At 39.2% G+C, this 26,889-nt stretch carries 13 protein-coding genes; all 13 read right to left on the bottom strand.

The window, feature by feature from the left end; genetic code table 11:
- Window positions 1-62 precede the first annotated feature (62 nt).
- The 13 genes from M1P97_RS03115 to M1P97_RS03055 all read right to left on the bottom strand — a co-directional run bounded on the left by M1P97_RS03115 (window position 63) and on the right by M1P97_RS03055 (window position 26,794).
- Complete coding sequence (locus M1P97_RS03115; RefSeq protein WP_249388345.1) at window positions 63-1,772, bottom strand: ABC transporter ATP-binding protein; 1,710 nt, start codon at window positions 1,770-1,772, stop codon at window positions 63-65.
- Window positions 1,773-1,784: 12 nt separating this feature from the next.
- Window positions 1,785-3,512 carry an ABC transporter ATP-binding protein gene (locus tag M1P97_RS03110; protein ID WP_221656187.1) on the bottom strand — a complete coding sequence of 576 codons (1,728 nt, stop codon included), beginning with the start codon at window positions 3,510-3,512 and terminating at the stop codon, window positions 1,785-1,787.
- A 10-nt stretch (window positions 3,513-3,522) separates the two neighbouring features.
- Window positions 3,523-4,167, bottom strand: a complete 645-nt coding sequence (locus tag M1P97_RS03105) for a 4'-phosphopantetheinyl transferase family protein (RefSeq protein ID WP_221656186.1) — start codon at window positions 4,165-4,167, stop codon at window positions 3,523-3,525.
- The gene (locus M1P97_RS03100; protein ID WP_221656185.1) at window positions 4,164-4,877 is read right to left on the bottom strand and encodes a thioesterase II family protein; all 714 of its coding nucleotides are present in this window, start codon (window positions 4,875-4,877) and stop codon (window positions 4,164-4,166) included. The genes M1P97_RS03105 and M1P97_RS03100 overlap by 4 nt, the downstream gene beginning before the upstream one ends.
- A gap of 1 nt (window position 4,878) precedes the next feature.
- Window positions 4,879-5,664: a thioesterase II family protein gene (locus M1P97_RS03095; RefSeq protein ID WP_221656184.1), complete on the bottom strand. Its 786-nt coding sequence runs from the start codon at window positions 5,662-5,664 to the stop codon at window positions 4,879-4,881.
- Between the two features lie 12 nt (window positions 5,665-5,676).
- Window positions 5,677-6,948: a condensation domain-containing protein gene (locus M1P97_RS03090; RefSeq protein WP_221656183.1), complete on the bottom strand. Its 1,272-nt coding sequence runs from the start codon at window positions 6,946-6,948 to the stop codon at window positions 5,677-5,679.
- Window positions 6,949-6,957: 9 nt separating this feature from the next.
- Window positions 6,958-14,316, bottom strand: coding sequence for a non-ribosomal peptide synthetase/type I polyketide synthase (locus M1P97_RS03085; RefSeq protein ID WP_249388344.1), 7,359 nt, complete (start codon window positions 14,314-14,316; stop codon window positions 6,958-6,960).
- Window positions 14,317-14,327: 11 nt separating this feature from the next.
- A complete protein-coding gene (locus M1P97_RS03080) occupies window positions 14,328-20,180 on the bottom strand; it encodes a non-ribosomal peptide synthetase (protein ID WP_249388343.1) in 5,853 nt (1,950 codons plus the stop codon).
- A 12-nt stretch (window positions 20,181-20,192) separates the two neighbouring features.
- The gene (locus tag M1P97_RS03075) at window positions 20,193-21,380 is read right to left on the bottom strand and encodes an acyl-CoA dehydrogenase family protein (protein ID WP_221656180.1); all 1,188 of its coding nucleotides are present in this window, start codon (window positions 21,378-21,380) and stop codon (window positions 20,193-20,195) included.
- Window positions 21,367-22,032, bottom strand: coding sequence for a class I SAM-dependent methyltransferase (locus M1P97_RS03070; protein WP_221656179.1), 666 nt, complete (start codon window positions 22,030-22,032; stop codon window positions 21,367-21,369). The genes M1P97_RS03075 and M1P97_RS03070 overlap by 14 nt, the downstream gene beginning before the upstream one ends.
- Window positions 22,033-22,077: 45 nt before the next feature.
- The gene (locus M1P97_RS03065) at window positions 22,078-23,277 is read right to left on the bottom strand and encodes a YncE family protein (RefSeq protein ID WP_221656178.1); all 1,200 of its coding nucleotides are present in this window, start codon (window positions 23,275-23,277) and stop codon (window positions 22,078-22,080) included.
- Between the two features lie 27 nt (window positions 23,278-23,304).
- Window positions 23,305-25,665: a TonB-dependent receptor gene (locus M1P97_RS03060; RefSeq protein ID WP_221656177.1), complete on the bottom strand. Its 2,361-nt coding sequence runs from the start codon at window positions 25,663-25,665 to the stop codon at window positions 23,305-23,307.
- Window positions 25,666-25,771: 106 nt separating this feature from the next.
- On the bottom strand, window positions 25,772-26,794 hold the full coding sequence (locus tag M1P97_RS03055) for a helix-turn-helix domain-containing protein (protein ID WP_221656176.1): 1,023 nt from the start codon (window positions 26,792-26,794) through the stop codon (window positions 25,772-25,774).
- Window positions 26,795-26,889 lie beyond the last annotated feature (95 nt).

Raw genomic sequence — 26,889 nt, 5'->3', positions numbered from 1 at the left:
TCGTTTGCTCTTATTACAAGGCAATAAGAACCAATCTATCTGATAACGCGTGTGATGATTGATCAGAAAGCCCTCGATTGTTCCTGCACCATATCCGAATACATCCCGTTTCTCAGCAATAAATCCTGATGCTTTCCGGCTTCTATCAAAATCCCTTTATTCAGGACTACAATCTGGTCTGCATTGCGGATCGTGTGCAGATGATGAGCGATTACCAGCACCGTCCGGTCTTTTATCAGGGCTGACATGGCTTTCTGTATCTTGTATTCATTGATCGGATCTACATTGCTGGTTATCTCATCCAGTATGACAATCGGGGCGTTTTTCAGGAACGCACGGGCTATTGATAGGCGTTGTTTCTGCCCACCGGATAAACCCATTCCATTTTCCCCGATTTTCGTATCATAGCCATCGGGCAACTGCATAATGAAATCGTGTATCATCGCTTTCTTTGCTGCTTCTTCCACTTCCTCACGGCTGGCGTTTTTATTTCCGACTTTGATATTGTTGTAAATGGTGTCAGAAAACAGGATTACATTCTGCATCACGATACTGATATTGCCCAACAGGTAATCGTAGCTCATATCCCGTATATCGACTCCGCCGATGCGGATCGCCCCAGATTGTGGTTCCCAGAATCGTAACAGCAGGCTGGTAATGGTCGTTTTGCCAGAACCGGAAGAACCGACAAGGGCGGTAACCGTTTTTTCAGGAACGGTAAATGATAAATCCTTTATCTCAAAGCCTTCCGTTTCATAGTGGAATTCCACAGCATCAAAAGCAATATCAAACTTTTCAACTGTCTTTGGTTGTGCAGGCTCTTTGACAACCGGCGTATTCAGTAAACGTGCTATCCGGCTGTAACTGTCCTTTACCTTAATGTAGTTCATCCAGTGCGCTTCCATACTTGCAAACGGCTTGTAGAACTCTTTGGAAACTACGACAAACATTAAGTAGGTAAACAGACTAAGGCTTCCTTTATAAACCCAGAAAGCCCCGGCGGTTGCCATCAGGGCAAAAGCGATTTCAAGCCAGAAAGTGTATTTTCCCATATTGACAGCCGCCAGTCGTGAGGTCGATTTGCTGCTATCGCCGAAATGCTCGACGGCATTGTCCAAGCGATTACGGAACAAACCTTTCCCACCAAAGATCTTCAACACAGGAATACCTTTCACATATTCCACAAACAGGCTTACCATGTTCGCCAAGTCATCCTGATTTTTTTCCTGTTCATTAACCCCTTTTCGGATTCCTCTGAACAACCCGAACAATGCCAACGGAAGTACAGCAATCATCACAAGACCCATGCGCCAATCAATACAAAACAAGCCGATGCCGAGTATCAACGCCACAATGAAGTCGGCGGACATCCGTGTCCATAGGTGGCCGACTACCATTTCCATATTATCTACATCTTTATGGATAATGGTGTTAATCTCGCCCAGGCGTTCATTGGAATAAAATCCCAACGAAAAGGATTTGAGTTTCAGGATTATTTTCTGGCGTATCTGTTCTACCAAGTCGAATCCCGCGTAATGCTTCGACATATCGGCAACAGAGTTGGCAATAGTCTTAAATACCAATAATCCGATAAGAATCCAAGCCAATACAGGAATGCGTACCGCTTGCCCCGCGACAATATTATCTATCGCGTAGAGGACTACCAGCATAATTGCTGTTCCACACAAAGCATAGAGGACAAAACACACGATTGAGGCGATTAAACGGTATATGCCACGTGATGTCATTTCATTAAAGATATTTCGTATCATATCGCGCCTCCTTTAATTTAATTGCCATTGGTTTACAATGGTCTGTTTTTCTATCATTTCCTTATACATATCGCATTGCCGCATCAGTTGGTCGTGATTGCCGTTAGCAATGACTTTGCCTTTATCCATGACGACAATGCTGTCCATTTCACGAATGGTATTCAGTCGGTGGGCGATGGTGATTACCGTTTTATCCTGCTGTAAATCGTCCAATGCTTCGTGAATCAGCCGTTCGTTTTCACCGTCGAGTGCGGCCGTTGCCTCGTCCAGAATGATAATGGGCGAATCTTTGAGAATCATCCGGGCAATGGATATGCGCTGCTTTTCCCCACCCGAAAATTTCACTCCGGCTTCCCCGGCCAGTGTTTCGTAGCCATTAGGCAAACTCATAATAAAATCGTGTATCCTTGCACGGCGGGCGGCCGATTCTACTTCGGCTCTGGTGGCAGTGGGTTGTCCTATCCTGATATTGTCCTCGATGCTGATATTGAAAAGAAAAACATCCTGCTGAACCATTGAGAACAGTTCCGCAATGTTTTTCTCGGATAAATTATTGACTGGTTCGTTCCCGATACGGACAATGCCGCATTGAGGTTGCCAGAACGCCATCATCAGGCTTGCTAATGTGGTTTTCCCGGAACCCGATTCTCCCACCACTGCAACATGGCAGCCTTTTGGAAACGCTAAATTGACATCGCAGAGTGCTTTTTCTCTTTTGCTTGGATAGGTAAACGAAACATCTTCAAAGCGAACATCATCGCCCGAAGGATTGATTTTCATATCCACATTTTCTTTGGGCGGAACGCTGGTAATGGAACGTACCCGTTGGGCTGACTGGTTGTAAACAATACCGAAATGCTGAAAGGTCGATAGTTTCACAAAACAGGATGCGAAGATGCCGCCCAGAATCAATGCAAGTATGAAGCTGGCAACGGACAGGTCGCCGCTGCCGATCAACACCAATCCGGTGATAATCATTACCACCACGCCACCCTCTAAAAACATTGAGATAATACTCATGGGAACCGCTATGCTTGTCATGCTGTTTTTTACCCAATGGATATAATCCCGCATTCCCTGCAATACTTTTCCGGTGCGTGTTTCTTCATTGCTGAATGCCTTTATCACAGGAATAGTGGCCACGTACTCCAATAAATCCTCGGACATTTGTTTGGTGCTATCGGAAAAATGTTGGAATGACTTTTTCCACATGCGGTTGAACAGCTTTTGCAGAATAAATGCAACGGGAAGCAATGATACCAACGATAATCCCAAACGCCAATCAATACATAAAACGATAATCCAAAGCACAAAGGGTAAAAATGTCGCCGAAAGGATTTCAGGGCGTCCGTGAGCCAGGTAGAGTTCTATTTGTTCTACATCGTGATGAATGATATTTGTCAAATCACCCACCTTGCGTTCCTGGAAGAAACCGAGGGGCAATTTCTGTAAATGGGCTACGATTTTCATCCGCAGTTTCGTCAGGGCTTCGTAGGCCGATTTATGCGCCCGCCAAATGGAAGCCCCGTAAAAGAATCCTTTCAGCAGGGCAAAAGCGAACATCAAACATGCCACAAACACAATCATACGAACGGTGGCATCGCCCTTAAAGAACGCATCCACCATATACACAACCAGCAAAACAGGCAGTGTCCCGAATATAAGATGCAAAACCACAATGATATTAGACATGCCATCTCTCTGATTCTGTAATATTTGGCTTTCTTTTTTCTTTTTCATAAAACTTTCTTTAACCTGGTAATTCTATTCTACTTAAATAAACGTTCTTACTCGGAATCGAAGCTGCAACAGAGAGGGAATAATCATTCATAAATGTATGATGGGTATAAAAACAGTCTCCACTTATTCTCACAGGATTTTCCAGCGTCAAAACTTCGATAGGAGAGGTTAGAAAACCTGTTCCCTGTGCTTTAAGAACACATTCCTTTAATGTCCATAGTTTGTAAAACTGTCGATATGGAGTTGAACCAGCATATATAAAATCAAGCTCTTTTTGAGAAAATACATCTGCAAAATCATTTATATCTATCCTGTAATCCATTTTTTCGATATCTACTCCAACTCTCCCGGAAGTTAGCGCACAAACAACACATTGTCCAGAATGCGAGATATTAAATTGAAATGGATACATTGACTTAATAAATGGCTTCTTAAACTTATCCCATTCGATAGTGCATATAGCATCTTTAGAGATATTCAGGTTCATTATTGCATGCTGTAAAAGAAGTCTTCCGGCGAGACTTCTTTCCCTATCTTCTTTCCTTCGCATCTTTTCTATCCTACACAGATCAAACACTGATAAAGGAATCTCTGCGAGATTGGAAATCACTTTATCTACATATGTGTAGAATACCCAAATATCTTCTTCCCTCATAAACAAGACGTTATGATATGAATAATTTCCTCACCACAATCGGTTAAATAGAAATGCCCTCCATTGAAGAAATGGAAACTACAAATTCCGGTCGTATAACTATTCCATTTGTATATTTGATCAACTGTCCATGTATCTTCTTTTCCGACCAATACACTCATATTAAAATCGAAAGGTAAAGTACCATTGAAAACGGCTGTTTCAGCTATCTTTAAATCATTCCTAAGAATAGGCAAATAATATTCTTGTAACTCCGGATAGTTGAAAAAGTCGTCTGTCATACCGCCTAATTTTTTCAGTTCAGAGACAAATTCCTGGTCATTTAGCAAATGAAGCTTTTTTTGTTCTCTTGTATGGATAGGAGCACCTTCACCAGATACGAAAAGATGAGCCGGTAGTATCTTCCCTTTTTCCCGAATCAGGTTGCACAACTTTATAGTTATCAATGCGCCCAAACTATGTCCGAACAGATAGTACGGTTTGCTGAATAGATTATCTGCATCCATTTGTGAAAACAGGTCTGCCGCAATATCTTCAATACAAGTATAATTTGTAGAGTCAGAAGATCTGGTGCCCCTGCCAGCTAACTCATATACACACATCTCGATATTGGAAGGCAAGAACTGTTTCCATTTATTATAAAATGTTGAAGAACCACCTGCGTATGGCAAACAAATCAGCATATACTTATTGCGATTTACAGTTCTCATTTTATTTTTCCAGAGATTTTAAGAAGGCTTTTATATCACTTATTATCTCGTCTCTTGAAACTTCTTTTTTAATGAAAAAGTGATCTCCATGAAGGATACGATGTTTGAAACCATTTGTAGTGTATATTTTCCATGCCTTGATATTATCTTCAGTCACAAACACATCTTCATCACCCCCATAAGCATATATGGGAATAGGTATTTGCGAGTTTTGGGGATTAAAAAACCAGTCATCAACCAGCTGGAAATCACCTTTTATAATTGGTAACATTTCCGATACTGTTTCTTCCGTGAAACAAAAATCTTCCGGTGTGAAATTAATCTCCCTTAACGCCTGAAGAAGTTCATCATCCGACAAAGTATGTAGGTCTCTTCTATAAGGAAAATGGGGAGGGTTTTCTCCGGAAACAAATATTGCACTTGGCAACAATCCTTTTTGCTGGATAATATACCGCGTTACCTCATGAGCCATAAAGCCACCCATGCAATGCCCAAAAATCACATAAGGAGCATCATTATATGAAAGAATAACTTCAGCAATAAGCGGTACCAAGTCTTCCATAACAGTGATCCTCTTTTCATCGCTTCGAGTGGATCTTCCGGGCAGTTGAACACAACAAACTTCTGTTCCTTCATCAAATAGGAAACACCAGTTATGATATACTTCGGCAGACACCGCCGCATAATGTAAACAGAAAACTCTATTTTTCACAACAGGCTGGGGATTAGGTATATACAGCCATTTTCCCCATATTTTTTTCATCTTTTCTTCATTAACATTTCTCATTTTCATCTATTTTTAGAAGTTAATTAATATATCTTTCATACGGTTTCCTAATTCAATCATATCCTCTTTGGAATATGTTTTGGCATCATAGAGTAGCTTGATGTTCATGTTTTTACTCGGCCAAATAAAAATGTTGACTTTACCATAAGGGTGATTAACGAAGTTGGTGCTGGAAAGAGAAAAAGGCAATGATGAATAATCAATCTCTTCCATTGGCATATTCTCAAAAGTAATCGTATTATCTATTGCAAGAAGAGATTCATTCCCGACAAAAGAACTTATCTCTTCCAAAGAACATGAAACATGGGAAAATACCTGATTGAGATCATTCTGTAAGGATTTTGCCATTTCCTCAAAAGACTGGTCTTTTACGGTCAATTTTATCGGAATCTCGTTGATGTATAAGCCCACCCGATTATGAATATCCTTTATCGTCATTGGTCTATCAGCTACGGTTGTCCGGCTAAACACCTGTTTCCTGTTTTGCAACCGGGCTAATGCCAACATATAACTTAACTGAAAAATACAGTTCAGACTAACTCCTATCTTTTTAGCTCTTTCCCGGATTCTGTCTTCCACAGCTGATAAATCCACATCTATTCTTTGATAATCCAATGGATGACTATCTTTGTTCTTAGGTTGGGCTACATTTTCTAATGGGAGTAAATAATTTTTCCAAAAAATTTCATCCTCGCTTTTATCCCTGTCCCGCTGATAGACTATATAGTCTTTCATTGAGTACGACTCCAAAACCAAACCGGGATTTTTGCCTCTTGAATATGCTGAATAGAACGATATTAATTCATTAAATATAATAGGGACATTCCACCCATCCATAAGTAAAACAGGGAAGTACCATCTAAGACTAAACTCATTAGACGTTTTCTGAATGAGGTAAAGTTTAAGTAACGGTGGGGCTTGTAGGTCAATCCTCTTTTTATTTTGTTCATTTCTCAAGTTCTGTGTTAACTTTTCCTGTTTATGAGGATTTACACCTTTCCAATTAACAGACTCGATTTCAATATAATAATCCTTGTAGACTACCTGAAACACTTCATGAGTTTTTGTTTCATAAAATGCAGTTCTCAACATGGGATACTTTTTCAAAATCAAGTTCCAAGATTTTTTCAATATGCTTAAATCGACAGTACCAGAAAACACAAATTCCAAATCCATCATTAAGGTTTTCGAGTCCTTCGCATTCTTATAGATATTGTAATACCAATGTTGCATAGACGTAACATTAAGAATATCTTCGATTTTACTATTTACAGTCTTTTTCATGATATGAACTTATTTTGAAATTAACTCATTAAAATTCTCCTTAGAAATCTCCAAGCCTTTAAACTCACGAGAATCTCTCGCTTGCATCTTTTCTAAGTTCTTAATCTCTTTCAGTAAGTGATTCTTGAATTGTTTTTGCAGTTCATCCGAAGCTGTTAAACTTTTTTCTACAAGAATTGAAACTTCTAATTGATCATTCACTATAAAAGCTTCAATAGTAACTTCAGAACAAGATTTTAGAGGGCTACTTTTCCGGTCTAATATGCTATAATATGACGCATCGTTGCTTATATTACCATAAAACACAATATCTACGTTGGGCACAATTTCAGAAACATCTGTTGATGTCTGCATACTTAAATCGATAGAGTTATCGACTATTATATCCCTCATCTTCTTATAATTGACAGATAGATCACTGAGTTGCAGTGGAACAATATATGTCATGAGGAAATTGCCGCAAGTGGCTTCTAAAGAATGTTCCAAAAGGTTCTCATAGTCTCTCGGAATAGTGTATCTGACAAATGTCCGGTCTTCGCTTATGAAATTTAGACATGAAGCAGCAGCCCTTATTAATAGATTTATGATTGCAACTCCTTCAACCTCTTTCATATATTCATTTTCAATTTTTATAGAAAGAGGTAAATCTGGCCCTTCTTGTATCCGAGCCTCCAGTATTGCTCGTTTATCTCTCAATATGCTGCATGATTTGTAAAGACCGGCAATATCACTTAAAGAAGCTATTCGTTTACTTATTTCTTTGGAAATGCCCACACCATAATACATGTTGTTTAGTAGGAGTTTGAGCAGTAAATCAACCGAATGTAAGTCCAACACTAATTTATTGGATATAACCAGTAGATAATCTTTGTTTGTATGCTGCAATAAACAAATCCTGAACAATGGAGTAGCACCGGAATAAAAATCACGAATAAAGTCGCTTGCTATAGTTTCTACATAATCTTCAAATGATGTGTTTTCTGGAATATTATCTACAAAATCAATCTCAAAACTATAATTGAGGTTAACATGCAGCTCCCATGTGTCTTTTACTTTTAAGAGTTGCCCCTTTAAGAAGTCGAACAAAGGGCATAGCGTTGATACACCTTGATCTAATCTGTCAGGGTCGATTTGTTCTTTCAGTTCCAGCAAGACAATATGATTTTGAGCAAAAACGTCATCACCACAATAGTCTATCAACATTTGTTGATATGCGGATAAATATATGATGTCACTTTCGGCGACCTTTTCCTCATTGCTTAATACACATGCTTCCGTAAGTCCTTTAATCGTTGGGTGCTCGAAAATCATTCTGGGGGATAATGTTATTCCGTGCTGTTTCAACCTGGATATAATTTTTACCCCCAATATGGAATCACCCCCCATTGAGAAGAAGTTCTGATTGATGTCTATCATGGACTTATCAATCCCCAAAATTTCAGCAAAGACTTCAATCATAATATCATATTTGGCAGAATCTTTCTCCATCATATTAATGCACAATTTCCTTTCTTCACTCTCACATACATCTGTCTCTTCGGATAGGCGCCTACGGTCTATTTTCCCGTTTGGGGTTAATGGCAACTTCAACAAAATAAAGAGTTCCTGGGGCATCATGTAGTGTGGAAGAACAAGACTTAATTTTTCCTGAATTTCACTTGTAGTTAATTGTGCCCCTTCATTAAGTTGTACCGATGCTTTGATTTTTCTTTTTTGCTGGGTTAAAACAACAGCACAGGCTTTCACGCCTTCAATTGCGGATATGCACGATTCAATTTCTCCAAGTTCAATCCTGTAACCACCAATCTTTACCTGTGAATCTGCTCTTCCAAGAAATTCAACATTCCCGTCAGGTAACATCCGGCCAAGATCCCCGGTCTTGTATATAACTTCATTACTTCCTTCCAGTCTAACAAAAGCATTTTCGGTTTTTTCTTTGTCTTTGTAGTAACCATTTGCAACACCAATACCGCCTATGTATATGTTGCCCGTTGCGTAAATGGGACAAGGGTTTAATGAATCATCCAATATCAGGATTGTTTGATTGGCAAGTGGTTTCCCATATGGAATACTATTCCATTCTTTAGAAACGTGATTTATTGGATAATAAATAGACCAAATAGAAGCTTCGGTAGCACCTCCCAAGCTTATGATCTCCATTTGTGGGTTAAGGACTTTCAATTTATCGGGCATGGACAAGGGAATCCAGTCGCCACTCAAAAGCGCAAGTCTAATACTGATGTTGTTTGATTCAGATATATTGGATACATATTCAGCATACATTTCCATTAAGGCCGGAACTGTATTCCAAATTGACACGTTATATCCCATTACGAGTTTATGCCAGCTTTCGGGATCTTTTGCCATCCCGGATTCGGGCATTACAATAGTCCCACCAACAGCAAGCATACCAAATATGTCATAAACAGACAGGTCAAAACTTAATTCTGATAAAGCAAAGATACTATCAGATGGTTTTATCTTAAATCTGTTATTGATATCAATAATCGTATTTACAGCCCCTTTGTGAGATATTACTACTCCTTTGGGCTTTCCTGTAGAACCTGACGTATAGATGATGTAGGCTATATCGTTTGGTGAAACTTCATTCATTGATAGGTTAACCATTGAAAGGTCAATATTCCTATCTTCCACAGACACCACATCCACATCCGGAAAGTTTTCCAACTGTTCACTATGCTCCGATATCGAGATTATCAGACTACAGTCCGTTTCGTCAATAATGTATTTAACCCTCTCAACAGGTGTTTCTATGGTTAACGGAAGATATGCGTATCCGGCATTCAGGATAGATAACACTGCTACAACCTGTTCCCATCCCTTTTCCATTAAGACAATGATAGGCTTATCTTTTCCGATGTTTTTCTCTTTAATCACCGAAGAATAGTATAGGACTAACACACGTAACCGATCATAACTTATCTGTTTTCCTTTGGAAATAATGGCTGTTTTACCTGCAAAGTCCTTACAAGAGTTAAAGAAAAGGTTATGGAGTGTTGTCGTAGGAATATCTTCGCTGGTAGTGTTATATTCCTTGATAGCTTCCAAATGACTGGACGGAATCAAATCGTAATAATGATGGTGCCAATCTACCGTTTGTTCGCACAACGATAGTATCAACTTAATATAAGCATTGAACATTTCGTCAATAACACCATCTTCAAAAACGTTGTCAATAAAGTGCCAACTAAGCATTAGGCCATGAACGTTCTCAAAGACTGCATGGTCAAGCCACACCTGTGGCGTTTGGGACAAAACATAATTATAGTCTCCAAATACTTCATGAAAAAGATTCTCGCCACTGGCATCATGTACAATAGTACTGGTAAAAACGATAGGTAAAACGGCTCCAGCAGTATTTCCCCGCTCCTTTGCTATTTTTCGTAGAATGGTTGTACCATGTACATACCTGTTTTCCAGATTGTTCCAGTTTTCCTGTTGCAAATTCAATACAAGCGATTCAAAATCAACAGCTTCTTTTAAATTCGCTTCAATGGGAGCAAAAGAAGCAAATTCACCCACCAATCTATTCACATGTGGATGCAGGGGATGCCTATTGATTATGGTAGTGTTAATGCAAAAGCTTTTGTTTTGGCCCCAGCAAGCAAGTATCTCACTAAATCCGGCTAATAATACCATTGAAGGCGAAATCTTTTTTTTGCCAGCAACCTCTTTTAACCTTTCCCATAACGCTGTTTCTATGGTATAACTGAGCCTTTTGTAGCGTGGAGATTCTGTCAGGGTGACATTCTTCAAAGGTAATTCAGGTCTGCCAGACAATGTTTTGATACGTTCATCCCAATAGGTATCGGAGGTTTTATATACATTACAGTCTCTAATTTTCTTTTCCGCAAGAACATAGTCTCTGAATTTTAAATCAATTGCCGGTAATTCCCGTTCCATGTTTGAATAAAGCAAAGCCCATTCTTTCATTAGGATTCGTAAACTTGCGACATCACAAATAATCAAGTCTAAACTGAAATGTATCCTTACTTTGTTTTGTGGCAAAACGGAACATTGTACTTCAAATAATGGCCATTGGTCAATAGGACGTACAACACTATCCATTTTACCCCTTATTTCCTGTAGCCGAGTTTCCGCATCAGCGTTTGATACGTTGCTGAAATCATTGATTTTTACCTTATACTCCATAGGTAACGGAAGAATCTTCTGTGTTCCATCCTCCAGAATAATGGTTCTCAACATGTCGTGACGCTCAATGAGTTTTTGCCATGCTTTTGAAATTGTTAATGGGCACAGATTGTAATTCTCGACTTCAAAATACAAGTGAGCAGCAACACCACTTGTATTAAAAGCCTCAATTCTTCCCAACCATTGGGCTTCCTGCATTTCAGTGAGCGGAAACGGAGTATGTAAATTTTCCAGGTCTTCCACAATTACCGGAAGTCCTAAATCCACTTCGTCGGATTCTTCTATTTTATCCGAAAGGGCTTTAATGGTTGGATATTTCATGAATTCTTTAAGGCGTATATCACTGGAAAATTCCTTGTTAATCCTTGACAGAATTCTTGTTGCAAGCAATGAATGTCCTCCCATTTCAAAGAAGTTATCTTCTAACCTAATATTCTCAATGCCTAAAACAGATGAGAATATTCTCAACAAGGTTCTTTGTTTTTCTGACAAGGATTCTTCTTTTGACCCATTTCGGGACTCATCTTTGTCTTCCTGCACACCGACACTCTTATAAATAGTTTCTATTTCTTGCCCTGTATGTTCAGCAGGTTGAATCCAATATCTTTTTCTGTCAAACCGATAAGTAGGTAGCGGAATGAAAATTCTCTCATCAGTAGAAAACAATGCTTTCCAGTTTACTTTTGTACCCAAACTCCAAATATTGCCCAATGCCAAATACAGGGAATGCAAAGAGTTCATATTTGAGGTTGCTGCCGGTAAAAGATTTACCGCATTTGTCCGGTGGTCTATCCGTTTGATAAATGTTTTCAAAGTGCTTCCTGCCCCCACTTCAACAAAAATATGCGGCTCCAGTTTTAAGATAGTATTAGTGGCATCCTTGAAACGAACCGGCCTCCTGATTTGGTTCATCAAGTATTCTGCCGATATGCTTTGGCCTATATTTATTATTTCCCCATTCAGGGTAGAAGCAATTCTTATTTTCGCAGGATTGAATGTGACTTTTTTTGCTACTTCGTAGAAATCGGCTAACACCGGTTCCATTAAGCAAGAATGGAATGCAGCTGATGTGTGCAGTTGTCCATAGGTTATTCCATTTTCATCTGCAATCTGCAAGAACTTTTCCATCACATCTTCATTACCGGATACCACTAATAAATCTTTGGTATTGATTGCGGCAATGGATAAACCTGCCGGGAGCAGAGGCATAATAACTTCTTCCTCTGAATGTACAGAATACATCTTTCCCTTATTAATAGCATGCATTAATGAAGCTCTTTCGCTAACGAGGATTACAGCATCTTCGACACTTATCATACCTGCCAGACAAAAAGCGGCAAATTCACCAATGCTATGACCGATCATGATATTCGGTTCAACGCCCCATGCAATCAGTTGTTTCCCCAAAGCATACTCTATAATGAAAAGTAGTGGCTGAGCATAAATCGTATCGTTTATGTTCTTGGTTTTATCCTGCCCCCACAAAATGCTACAGAGGTCAATAGCAAGATGAGCCTGAAAAAGAGTCATTAACCGATCTAATTCTTCTTTGAAAACGCCACCTTTATTGTACAATTCAACTGACATTCCAACAAATTGAGAACCTTGTCCCGGAAACATGAAAGCAATATCAAAGTCACCAGCGACTAAAGATGAGTCACTTTCTTTGTTCAGCAATTCTGCAAGTTCCTTAATGGAGGAACACGAATAACTATGCCTGTGTTTATATGCATTTCTTCTACAAGCCAGGGTATATGAAACCTGCGATAGTTCAACTTCCGGGCTGTTTTGAATATATTCCAGTAGGGCTTGCTCATTTTTACGTAACGATTCCTTAGAATCGGCAGAAATATTTATCGGATAATAATCTTGTTTATTAGTATGGTTGGAGGTATCACTATCGCTTTCATACTCTTCCAGAATTACATGCGCATTCGTTCCCCCAATCCCAAATGAGCTTACTCCACATCTTCTTGGGTAATCATTATCCTGATTATCCCAATATTTTGTTTCTATATTAACATAAAACGGACTGTTTTCAATGTCAATGAAGGGATTGGGTGAGGTATAATTGACAGATGGAACCAACATTTTGTTTTTTAGGGAAAGAACCATTTTTATCAACCCTGCGATGCCCGCGGCATTCTCTAAGTGACCTATATTACCTTTCACCGAACCAATACTACATTTCTTTTGAACACCATTAAAGACGGTTACCAACGCATCAAATTCTATCGGATCACCCATTTTAGTTCCCGTTCCGTGTGCTTCAATAGCAGAAATGGTGTCAACCGGAATATTAGCATCCCTAATAGCACTGTTTAAAACGGCTTGTTGACCTGATAGGCTGGGAGCAGTATATCCAACCTTGTTTTGGCCGTCATTATTTATTGCAGACCCCTTTATTACACAAAGAATATTATCTCCGTCTTCAATAGCGTCTTCCAAACGTTTCAGAACGATAACACCGGCACCACTCCCGAAAACAGTTCCGTTAGCAGCTTCGTCAAAAGGACAACATCTTCCATCGTCAGAAACAATCATTTCCGGTTCGTAAAAATATCCTTGTTTCTGCGGGAGTCTTAATGTTATTCCTCCGGCTATTGCCCAATCACATTCTTTCGCCAGCAAGCTTTTTCGTGCAAAATGGACAGCAACCAAAGAGGTTGAGCAGGCTGTTTGTATGTTTACACTGGGGCCATGCAAGTTTAATTTATAAGAAATCCGTGAGGCCAGATAATCCTTATCATTCGACGTTTGTATGAAAAACTCTTCACTGTTATCTGTTATGCTTCGCCCTCTTAGGATATTCTTCAAAAGATATTGATTGTAACCCGATCCCATGAAAACACCAACATTTTGAGTGTTGTATTCGCTATTGTAACCAGCGGATTCCAAAGCTTCATGAGAAAGTTCCAGCATAATCCGTTGTTGGGGATCTAAAATAGCTGCTTCCCTGGGAGAATATTTAAAGAAACCTGCATCGAAATGTTCAATATCACTGATATAGGACGCTGCCCGAACGTAGTTTTCCTGATTATAAAGAGTATCAGAAATACCAGATAATTTGAGTTCTTCTTCTGAAAGCTTCTTTATGCTTTGCTTTCCTTCTTTCAGGTTTTCCCAATATGCACCAATAGAATCTGCATCAGGAAACCTGCATGACATGCCGACTATTGCTATATCTGTATTCATAATCTTTCCTTTTATTTATTCTTTGTAATTTCTAAATAGCGAGTAAGTTTTCGCACGGTAGTATGCTCAAAAATGGAAGTCAGGGGGAATTTAATTTGGGATTTATCTGTGATACCTCTCCAAACTTTGACAATGGTCTTGGAATCTATACCAATCTCAAAAAAGTTCGCATCTAAATCAATATCCTTTGTCCCTAATACTTGCGATACTTCATCTATCACAAGATTCTTAAAAGAGGCTTCCTGTTGTGTTGAAGGCTGTGGAGGTGGTTGAACTGTACAACTAACCGTTTCCTTCTCACCATAATTTAATATAGCGGAATAATCCACTTTCCCATTGGAAGTTAGGGGCATATCAGATAGTATGTGCCAATTTGAAGGGCACATATAATTGGGAAGCTCATTCAGAACATATTCTTTTAATATGGCAATGGTATCTTCTTTCCCGTAATCCTGGCTACTATCATCTTCGTGCCTTGGAAGTGACCGAGCATGATCTGTAAAGTCGATTTTACCTGCAATAAACGAATGGATAAGTCGGTAATTTTCGTCAGGTAGATTGAAATCCCTGATGAAATCATAGTTCTTATAACTACCGATCTGACATATCCCTATACCTGTATTTACACCAGTAGTTTCCATCACTTGCGTCATTAACCCGGCTTCAATAAGGCAAAATTCAAATGCTTTTTTCCCATACAAAGGTTCTATCGCATTCAGGTTTGCAACCAAAAAAACGGAGAAGCCTTCCTCCTTATATATTTCCTTATTTTCATTCTCATGATAATCTGTCAATACCGGAAAATAATCAGTAACTTTATTTAGGCTGTGGGATAAGGGATTATAATAGTACAAAACATTATTCTCCAATCCGTTGATGCGATTTCTGTGCTGGCACAAGTAAACCTGTACAGGATATGAACTTCCGGCAGAAGCATATCTGCGTCTTAAAGAGCCATTATGTTCCCAGATACTTATACAGGATAAAAACTCACCGAGTAATGTCAAATCGATTGAAGCATCCAAAAAACGCCTTGACGAAGCCCGCATGACATAATTCTGGTAATACCCATTTTGGGATAGGTTTAAACCGATATTTGTCTTTCCCAAAGCAGATCTACGAATCCCATGCAGGGATAGCTTAAATTTCTTCCGTTCTTCCTTGTCGGTGATAATCCCGGAATCATCGTTAAACTGATGTCCTGTTGGATCGGCAGGTACAATGAAACATTCTAATTTTTCACTTCCTGTACTGTCTTTCTTTTTGACAACGATAGCCCTATTGACTAACTCATGTTTATTCAGAACGCTTTCTATTTCGCCAATTTCAATTCTGAAACCGCCTATTTTAACCTGATGATCTTCGCGGCCTAAAAACTCTATATGGCCTTCAGGTATAAATCGTCCCAAATCACCAGTTCTGTATAACCTGCATTTCTTTATTGGATGCTCAATGAATGCCTGATTGGTCTTTTCTTCATTGTTCCAGTATTCACGTGCCAACCCTATGCCACCGATATAGATATGGCCAGTTACATATTCCGGGCAGTCCTCTAATTGATCGTTTAGCACATACATCTGTTGATTTACCAATGGCATTCCATACGGTATGCTTTTCCAGTGCTTTTCAACCTGGTCAATAGGATAATATATTGACCAAATAGAAGCTTCTGTAGCACCTCCCAAACTGATTATTTCTAAAGAGCGGACAAAAAGCTTTCGTAATAGATTAGGAAGTGCAACAGGTATCCAATCGCCACTCAAAAGACAAAGCCGAAGTGTTGATTCATACATTTCTCTTCCTAAATAGAATGTAAACATCTCCATTAAGGCAGGGACAGAATTCCAGACTGTCACATGGTATTTATCAATAAGAGTTCTCCAATGGTCGGGATTCTTTAGCTGGGTGTGGTCGGGAATCACAATTGCTCCGCCAGCATCCAACAACCCAAAAATATCATAAACAGACAGGTCAAAGCTTAATGAAGACAGAGCTAAAACACGGTCTTTTTCTGTGATAGCAAACTTCCGATTGATATCCCATATCGTATTGTAGGCACTTTCATGTGAAATCACCACACCTTTAGGCGTGCCGGTCGAACCTGATGTATATATTAAATATGCAGGGCATTTTACGTCCCGGCAAGTCTTTGATATTATATCACTTTGACTTTCAGTTAAATAGTCTACCTTGCAGACAACAACAATACGCTCATTCCTTTCTACCTCTTTCGATAACTCTTCGGAAGATATAATCAAAGCGATGTTTGAATCATTCAAGATAAATTCCCGTCTTACAAACGGCAAGTCCGGATCTATACTGACGTAAGCGCAACCAACAATCTGTATGGCTAATGCGGCAGCAACCTGTTCCCAACCCTTGTGCGAATAAATACCTATTCTCGTTTGGGCAGTAATGCCTTTTTCTTCCATAAGCCTTACAATTGTTGCAACTGCATTATGTAGTTCCTTATAAGTAATCAGCCGGTCATTATGGACTATAGCTACATGTCCCGGTTTCTTTTGAACATTAGCCAAAAAACCGGAGAAAAGCATTTGCGGTACAACTTCAACGCTTGTATCATTATATTCCTCACGTAGTTTATACTGCCCATGAGGCAATATGAAATTACTACCCGCTTCTTTCAAATTGGCACTCGTCAACTGCGTAATTTCTGAAAGTAGATAAGCAAACATATCGCTCATCATCTTGCATGGGAATATTTCTTTGATATAATCCCAGGCAAGAATCAGATGACCATTATCTTCAAAGATTTGACAATCTAACCATACTTGTGGTGTTTGGGAATAAGAGTAACTTCTTTTCCCCCATGAATAAGCATAGCTGCCGGACTGGTACTTCTCCGAAGACTTTATTGCATTTGTAAATACAATGGGGGTTAAGTTGCCGGACGGAGAAATCATCCTGGAAATTTCTACGCCGTTAAACTGATGGTAATCCAGATTTTTACTGATTCTATCCTGAATTGCTCTAATCAGTTCATCTATTTTAAGTCCATTGCAATCCAACGATAGTATTTGAGTAGAAGTAAAATCACCCACAATATCATTATAGATTTGATCACAGAATGCACGTCCATCAATCGTTAGGATAATAGAGAATGCAGGTGATTTGCTCCAAAGGGAAAGCGCACGGCAGAAGAATGCCAGAAATAAAGTGGTACTTGTTACATTCATTTCCTGGGCTATCCTTTTCAGCCGCTCGCTTGTTTCCCTATCAAAAAGATGTTCCTGATGAACGATTCTACTGTTCTTTATAAGGGCTGGATCTTGTAAGGTATAAAGTTCAGGAGCTTTGTGAATTGAACCAATTGATTGCTGATAATATTCTTTAGCCCGTAAATAATCAGGACTTTCTTTTCGCTTGGACAGTTCGTGTACATAACTGGCGAAATCGGTCTTCAAAGCGGGTAACTCACTTTCTCTTTCATGATAAAAAAGAAACCAATCTCTCATTAACAGCTGGATGCTCGAAGCATCTGCGATTAGTAAACTGATGCAAAAATGAATAATACGTTTAGCGGGTGCTTCCGATAGACACACTCTGAAAAGTGGTGCCTGGGTTAAATCAAAATATGCAATAGAGTATTCCTGCCTGATTTTATCAAAATCGCAGATTGGGAAAACCGGAATCTCATTTATTAGTTGGTTATCATGCTGAATAACTAAATAACCGTCATCATTGACTGCCGATAACAACAACGGATGACGCTGAACAAGTTTGCGTAACGCTTCAGTTAGCTTATCTACTTTTATTTCATCCAAACATTCTATTTCCACATATATCAAAGCTGAATTACCGGACAAGGTGTATTTCCCTTGTTGAGAAATCCAGTATGAGTGTTGAATATCCGTCAACTCTGTCTGCGTAACGCTGTTTTGTCCTTTGTGCATTAAAGAAATGTCAGTTTCCTGTTTCTGAATAGTCTTTTTACCTTTTAACTGTAAAAGCAACGTTTTAAGAGTAAAACCTTTTTTGAAAAAATCGCTGATAGTGTAGTTTACACCAAAGGTTGTATTTACAAAAGAACAGAATCTTGCAAGAGATAAAGAATCAAAGCCCATTGCAATCAGACTTTTGTTGTGAAAGTCCAAAACGTCATTTGTATCAACTAATTCCGATATCTTTTGTGAAAGGATAACATAATTTTCATCTTCCGAAACGGTTTCATTTTCGCTTACCTTTGAAGATATTTTTTTGAGGTAAAGTTTTACACTATCACTCCTGCTGATTTTTCCCAGATTAGTTCTTGGTAGTGAATTTTGTTCAAGAAAAATAATCTCATAGGGGGAGATTCCCTTAGATTTAACTAAGCACGAGCGAATATTATCTTTTAAAATATCCTTCTGTTCATCCGACTCCAGTACACAAGCATTAACCTCCAATAATAAAATCAGTTTTTCTTCCGAATTGATGAAAGCAGCTATAGCCACAGAAACGGGAATCTCATCCGCATACTCCTGGTGTACAATTTGCTCTATCTCAACCAAATTGTATTTCCTGCCACGGATGATAATAATATCTTTTTCTCTTCCAACGATATATAACTCACTATCCTGAATAAAGCCCAAATCACCGGAATTTAGCCATTCATGGGAATCGTAATCAGAAGATACATACTTTTCGTCTATCTCAATTTTCTGAATTATTTCAGGAGAAAGATAACCTGGGGATAAGATATCACCAGCAATGTGAATATAACCAATTTCTCCTTCTTTACAATCTAAGCCTGATTTCCCATCAACTATCTTTATTTTAGTACGGTCTTTTACGCACCCATTGGATACAATGAGACTTTCATGAGGCACTTTATCAATTGTTTTATAACGACTTTCTGTAGGTTTATAACCACTGATTACTCCGCAAGTTTCGGTCATTCCATATGCCGGGATAATGGAAGCCGGATTGAGATGATAAGGCTTAAAACATTCAATAAAATTGTTCAAATCATTATGATGAACCAGTTCTCCTCCACAAGTGATAGATTTTAGAGTGGATAAATCATAAGGATAATTTTTATTTTCACGTTGGGTTTCGACAAGAAGCTTAAACGCGAAATTGGGAAAACCTAAATGAGTAATTTGGTACTTTGGTATAAGCGTTAGGAAGTAGTGTGTATCTTCCATAAAAAGAGCTGACGGGATCAGATACACCGGAATTCCTTTGTAAATTCCCATCATCATGTGGATAGTCAACCCTAAAACATGTTGTATGGGCGACCATGTCAAGATTCTGGAATCTGGCGAATAGCAAAATATGTCCGTTGCTCTTTCCAAATTGCAGGATATATTCCTATTGGTTATTACCACTCCTTTGGGTACACCGGTTGTTCCGGAAGAAGATAAAATACAAGCAATATCATTATTGTTGTTTTTTTCCTTAAATTCAATGTCAGGTGTTGAACTTAATATATCTTCTACTGCAAAAACATCTGTCAAGTTGCTAAAAGCCGAGGCTTCTGTAAGTTCATGGATAATTTTAGAATCCGATACAATGCACGTTGCCTGTGTCATCTCTAAGATATTCCGCAAATCATTTTTTATATCTTTCCCACTGTTGTAATATACCGGGAATGGGATCTTTCCGCACTGGAGACATCCCCAAAACGCTTTCACTCCGTTGATGGACTGATCAAACAATTGTATAACGATATTGCTTTTTGCATTTTTATCAAGATATGAAGCAATCCTGCTACTTTGAAAATATAATTCTTTATAGGTAATTGTATCAATAATTTCATATCCTTTTCCCAGTAATACAAATGCAGTTTCATTTGGATTCATTCTTGCTTGACTGTCTAAGAATGAAAAAATGGAAACCTTATTTTTATCCTGCGATTTCATTTGTTACATATTTTAATCGGAGATTTTTGTCTTCAATATAATTTTTGCTATTGTCTTTAAAAGAATATTTGAAGTCCCTTCATATATGGCTCCAATCTTAGCATCCCGGTACATCTTTTCTACCGGAGATGTCTTCATATAACCTTCGCCACCTAAAATTTCAATAGCTTTAGAAACTGTGTATTCGGCGACTTCTGATGAGTATAGTTTAGCCATACATGCAAACTTGAAATATCTCATGAAATCACCATTAGCTTTTAATTGAACGGATTTCTCTAAAAGGCCGCGGATTGCCTCGATACGGGTTGCCATTCTCGCAAGTTCAAAGTGAACACCTTGATAATTGGCAATCACTTTACCAAACTGTTTTCTTTCCTGCGAATACTTACTTGCAAAATGAAATGCCCCCTGTGCCAGACCGAGCATTTGTGCCGCAATTCCAACCCTGCCATCCGTAAGAAGTTCCAATATGATGCGTTTTCCAAAACCGACTCCTCCCAATATGTTCTCTTCCGGTACAAAGACATAATCCAATTCCATATCGCAAGTGGAGGAAGCCCGGATTCCCATTTTTTCTGACGGAGCAAGCACCTTCAGATTCGTGGTATCATCAATGATGAATGCAGTTAAATGAGGAATAGAATCTTCTCCAAGAACATTAGCCATCAGGATAAATATTCCCGCTTCCCGTGCATTGGTAGCCCAATGCTTTTTACCGGTAATAAGATACCCATTATGATGTTTTCGAGCTTCACATGACAAAGAGTAGGCATCACTTCCGGCATGATGTTCTGTCAACGAGAATGCACCAACAATATTATTTGCCAGTTTTGGCAAATAATATTGTTTCTGTGCATTTGTACCCCACTTGTTGATTGCTCCAATAACTAAAGTATTATGAACATCAACAAATACAGCAACCCCAGGATCGACTTTTGATATTTCTTCAATTGCGGTTATGGTATGGGCAAAAGAATATCCTAATCCGCCATATTCAACCGGGATTTCAATAGACATGATTTTTGATTCAAATAAGCTTTTAACAAGGCTTTTATCCATTTCAGCTTTCATGTCCATTTCCGAAACAAGTGGTAAGATTTCCTTATTGGAAAACTCTGCAATAGACTTTGCGTATTCAGACAAAGTCGGAAGGTTGCAATTTACATCACCTTCTCTGGGGATATTACTAACTTTTCTCATGTCTGATATTATTTCTAATTGTTATTGATAAGGAGAAAGGATAGATGTGATTTACTTCAGGGACTTTTTTCCTGTTTTTCTTGAATAACCGATGGATTTCCTTACGTGTATAACCTGCAAGAATTACAGGAACATCTCTCCAAATAAATTGAGGGATTAAACGCACCCACCAAACCCGCCTGAAATCCATTATAAAAATAATGCCACCCGGTTTTAAATATTTCTCTAAATTAGAGATGAGTAAAATAGGATCTTTCCAATAATTTAATGAAAAGGAAGAATAAATCATATCAAATTTCTTTTCAGGAAAGTTTATAGCTTCCCCTTTGGAATGTATGTATTCAATTCTATTTCCCAATCCTTGTTTATTTATATATTCCTTTCCAAGTCGAACCATATCAGGAGATATGTCAGTTGCAGTAATTTTTACATTACTTGCCTTCTTTGCTATAATAGAGGCTAAAAATGCACCTCCTGCACCAACTTCAAGAAAGTCACCTTCTTTCTTTAATCCTAATATTATATCTGCTATTGAGCTATATATTTTTGGGAATTTCTGGTGATCCTTAACGTATGAATTTGCGGTAATGCGTTTTTTTCCTATCGAAAATTCACCTTCAAAGGCTTCGCATTTATGGGGTATTCTGCTCATATACTATAATTTTTAATATTATACAGTTTATTTAGTTAGGTATTATTACTCAAATGAAATCAAACTGGCCGGAACACCTACGGTTGTGGTAACGGGACTTGAGGAACACTCGCCTGTTTTCTTATTGTAGGTATAGTACCCCGTCCCATTAGCGCATGTCATTCCGAAGACAATCAAATCGCCATACTTGGCATACGCAAATGACCCCATGCTGGTAGTCAACGGTAATTCTATCTTTTCAATGGTTTTGTTCCAGACGTTAATCTTTACCGGCTGGAAGTTTTTGTCATTGACAAAATCGGGCGGATTACTTGTTTTGGATTGCAACTGGATACAGGCATATATATTCCCGTTTTTATCGTAAAGGTACGGAACCAGTGAAACGGCATTGTCGTCAGGGATTCCTTTAATGGAAGTTGTCGATAATTTGAAATGGTAATCTTTGTCCCATTCTGTTTCACCCTTTTTAATACGCAGGAAGCCGTCTTTCAACGGGTTTACGCCATCCATCCCCGCACTGTAAAAATAGATGTCGCCTTTTTCGTCCGTAAAGGCGCATGAATGGCGGAACATTCCTACCGGACGGGTACGAGAATCTTTAATGACTTTTTCTACCTTCTTTGTTCCCAGATCAATAATGGCGACCTCTGCACCAACACCGGGGACAGAAGAATGGGTGGAGTTCGACTGATTCAATGCCACATAAAGTTTTCCATCGCGAAGAACATTACATCCGGGGTCGGGGTTATTGTCCCCTACTGCGTATGCGGAAAGGTCGATTTCGCCCAATTGTTTCATTTCCGTAGGGTCAATCATGGCAATAGTTCCACGTCCGTTAATCGAAACATACGCCAAATGTTCATCGACAAAAGTGATTTCGCCGGGTTTGGCCCCCTGTGCAAAGGTCATGGTTCCGGCAGGCGAGATATGCCCGTCGCTTCCCCTTACAAACTTGTGTATTTTATCGCCCCAAACGCCTTCAGCCAGAAGAACTATGTTTTTGTAACTGAACGGATAACAACCAAAACCAAACTCGTAGGCATTCTTGTTATCCACGTTCTTTTGGGAAAGGTCGCTGAACGTACCTATATAGGCTGCACTATTGTCTAAATATTGAAGAAACAGGAAGTGATGCTGTCCTTCGTCCGGGTTTGGCTTCGGGTCGTCTTTGTCACAGGACATCAGGCAAACTGTGGCCATCATCACTGCCAGTACGGCAAATGTTTTAAATCTCAACTTGTTCATTTTTGCTATTTATTTTAATTGTTAAACTTAAAGACCTTTTGAAAAGGTATATCGGAATTTTATGTGGAACGACCGTCCCGGCAAGGGTTGGCGGTACTGATCCCAATCTTCTATATCGCCTATGTTATGACATTCCGCAGCAAGGGAATATTTGCCTTTATAGGTGAACAATACGCCTACATCGTTTATCCAACTACGGGGAATACGTCTTTTTTCAAGGTTGGTCATTTCCCAGAAATAGTAATATTCCTCTGTAAACTTGCTATCCCAAAACGCTTTCACATACCAGTTTTTACCCAGCAACTTATTACTGTGATACTCTGCGCCGAAATTGGTAAAGAAGTAAGGAATGTTCGGAAGTTTCATGCCATAGGTCGGATTGGGCGTAGACGAGCCGGGTACATATTTCAAAACGTCTTTTACATTCTGACAGGTAACATTCCCATAAACATATACGGTTGGTGTAACATCTACCTTCAACTCACCTTCAATACCTTTAATCTCAACTTTCTCGGCATTGACATATCCGGCAGAGCGATATTGCTGCATCAGTTTAATCATATCAGTTACTTGCATGTAGTAAGCACTTGTTTCAAACTGAACCCGTTTCATTCCCAGGAAGTTATTCTTGTCAATCAAGAATCCGGCATTGAAATTATGGCTCTTTTCCGGCCGCAGACTGGCAGCGGGGAATATACTAATCCCGTCCCCGAATAATTCCTGCGGATTTGGCAGGCGAATAGCCCGTTGGTAAGATGCCTTTAGATGGACATGGGGAATTACTTCATATTTTATCGCTTCAATCCAACCAAACTCTGTTGCTTTATTCTGTTTTTGCTTCGGCGGTTCCATCATTTCATAGGATGTCAGGTCTTCTATCTTTGAATTCAGATGGAAAACCTTCGCCGAAAGCATGTTGATTAGCCGTTTATTGAAAAAATTAGCTTCCCATGTAAGCCCGGAAATGAAACTGGTCATATTGCTCGGATAACCCCCAATGGTAAACCCTGCATGTTGGCTTGCAATATCGTCTTTCGGTTGCCTTTTGGCATAATGGAAAAGCGTATTGAAGTTCAGGTTATGGTTGGGTGTGAAATGATAATCGAAATTGATACGTTCGTTCAGATCTAAATACTTATCGTCCGTATCATGCGGTACATCGCCTGTTTCGCCCTGACCGTTGGGGCTGGGATAAGAGTTACCCTCGAAATCATAATTCACGCTTGCCGTATCCGTAAAGTTATTCTTCACGTATTGCAACGAAAAATGAGATTCTAAATCCAGCTTTTCGCTAAAGAATCCACGTTTCTTAATCTTATTTTCAAGCATGAATGTTCCGGCATCGTTTTCGGCCTGCTGGATATTCTTCAAAACCCCTTGTATCTCGTTGAAACGGCTGTAATAGCCAAACTCCGTGCTTATTTCATCAAACCACAATTTGGTGAAAGCTAATTTTCCTTTTAGCATATAAGAGCGAAATAGGTCATGATCCCTTTTCACACGCAGGTTTTCCCGTTCGGGCACGTTAAACTCGTAATCATTATCCGAATACGTATAGTAACCACCGAAGCCGAGTAAAATTCCGCTTTTAGGAAGGTTCTTACGGGAAAAAATACTCGCTTTATGGGTATTGAAAGAGCTTATTTCGTAAGAGGCATCCACATAATCGGTCGAAAATTCTTTGGAAACGATATTGATAGCACCACCCAGCCCATCGCATCCGAAGCGTGCCGGGATTATACTTTTATAGACTTCTATCCGGTCAATAATGTCGATAGGTATCTCATCCAGTGAAAAACTTCCGTCATTGGTATTCATGGGCAAGCCATCCCACAATATTTGTACGCGGTTTCCTTCCAAGCCATGCACGATAATACGAGAACTGCTGCCGGTTCCACCGCTTCGTTCGATTTTTAATCCGGTGGTTTTATTTAAAACCGATTCGAGCGAAACGGAACGTCCCTGCAATTCCTTTATGTTGATTACCGAAACAGCTTCCGGTGATTCCCTGATAACCTGCTCTTGCGATTTACCATAGATAACCACCTCCTTCATGTTTAATGCTGAAGGTCGAAGTTTTACGTCATATTTTCCTGATTGGGTCGGAATCGTATCGGAAAAGGTTTCATAGCCAATATAGCTTACCATCAGATGAATCTGTTTAAGATTTCCGATGGAAAGCGTTGCATTCCCCTTTGTATCAGTTGTTGTACCGTTCTTGAAGGTTTCAGCACCGACAGGCTTCCATGCTATATTGGCGTATTCAATCTGAGTTTTTGTTTCGGCATCTGTTACCTGAACCTTGATTGTCTGGGCGGAAACTATAGTGGTGCAGCATAGAGCCAGCAAACATCCAGCGCACTTTCTGCAATCAAATAATCTACACATAATAAATCCATTAACTTTGTACTTTTTTTGTTACTGCAAAGTTACGGCTAATGGAAAGGCTGGTCTGCCCGTAGAACGTAATGCTGTACCCGCGAAACGTATTTCTTTACTTACGGTTATTCAACACACAACAACGGCACTCGTTTTGTGTATTTTCAACAGATGAAAGATAGGCTTTAGGGGTCATTAGAAATGCCTTATTAAAAGCTTCGGAAAAATGGCTCAGATTGGAATACCCAACCTTGTACCCGACCTCCGAAACGGAATATTCGTTGGTCGCAAGTAGATTCCGGGCATATTTCATTTTCTCGTCTATGGCATACTGAATAATGCTTTTGCCGAAAACAGACTTGAAACATTTTTGAAGTTTCGATACGCTCATTCCGGCTGCCTGAGACAAAACGATCATGGAGGGCGGATCAACGAGATTGTCCAGTACCATTTTACGTACCTGGAATAATTGTGCGATATCGGCAGCATGAATCCTGCTTTTTGTTTCATCCAATAATCGCTCGTTTGCTTTTGATAGAAAGGCATTGAACAACCGAAGTATGCTTTCGTAGAGATATAACCGTTCCAGATTATGGGATAAATTGATATTACGCTCGATTTCATGGACGATACACAAAAGCGCAGGGGAAAACGATTCGAAGATGTAAAACGGTTTCTTATCCGTCAGCAAACGGTAAAGGAAGGTGTTTTTATCCTGCATCTGATTTATCAGCCATGCCCTGTTGAATGTCAATGTCAGGTTTGTGATCCACTTGTTAGCCGGGAAAATCCATTGGGTATCAATCTCTGGTGATGGCATAAAAATCCCGTTGTTATTGTGGATTCCGACAGTATATTGTTTATCGTTTACAAACTGTTCGCCTTCGTCCAGATAAAATACAATTGGGATAAGCGGGCGGTTTTGCACACCTTTTCTTTCTACGTTCATAGGTTGATGCACTTTGAATCGCAGATACGAAACAGTCAGCCACTCAAATGGATAATATTGCCTGAAAAAACCTTCTCCCAGCTTGCGGGGGAGTTTTATCTGGTCATCAATGACAGGAGCACCGAATTGTTGGGCTATAACTTCCAGCCATGCCCCTGGTTGAGTGATAGAAGAATATTGAATACTCATATTATGTAATCTTTTTCTAATAGACTACAAAGATACGGGTATCCCAAAAACAATTCAATCCCCAAATCTTGGTATTTTTTACGTTTCAGGGGTAA

Origin of the sequence: Parabacteroides leei (genome assembly GCF_023369805.1) — a bacterium.
Taxonomy (GTDB): Bacteria; Bacteroidota; Bacteroidia; order Bacteroidales; family Tannerellaceae; genus Parabacteroides; species Parabacteroides leei.
Note: the sequence above shows the minus strand (reverse complement) of the source record. Positions and strands in the feature narration are given on the sequence as shown.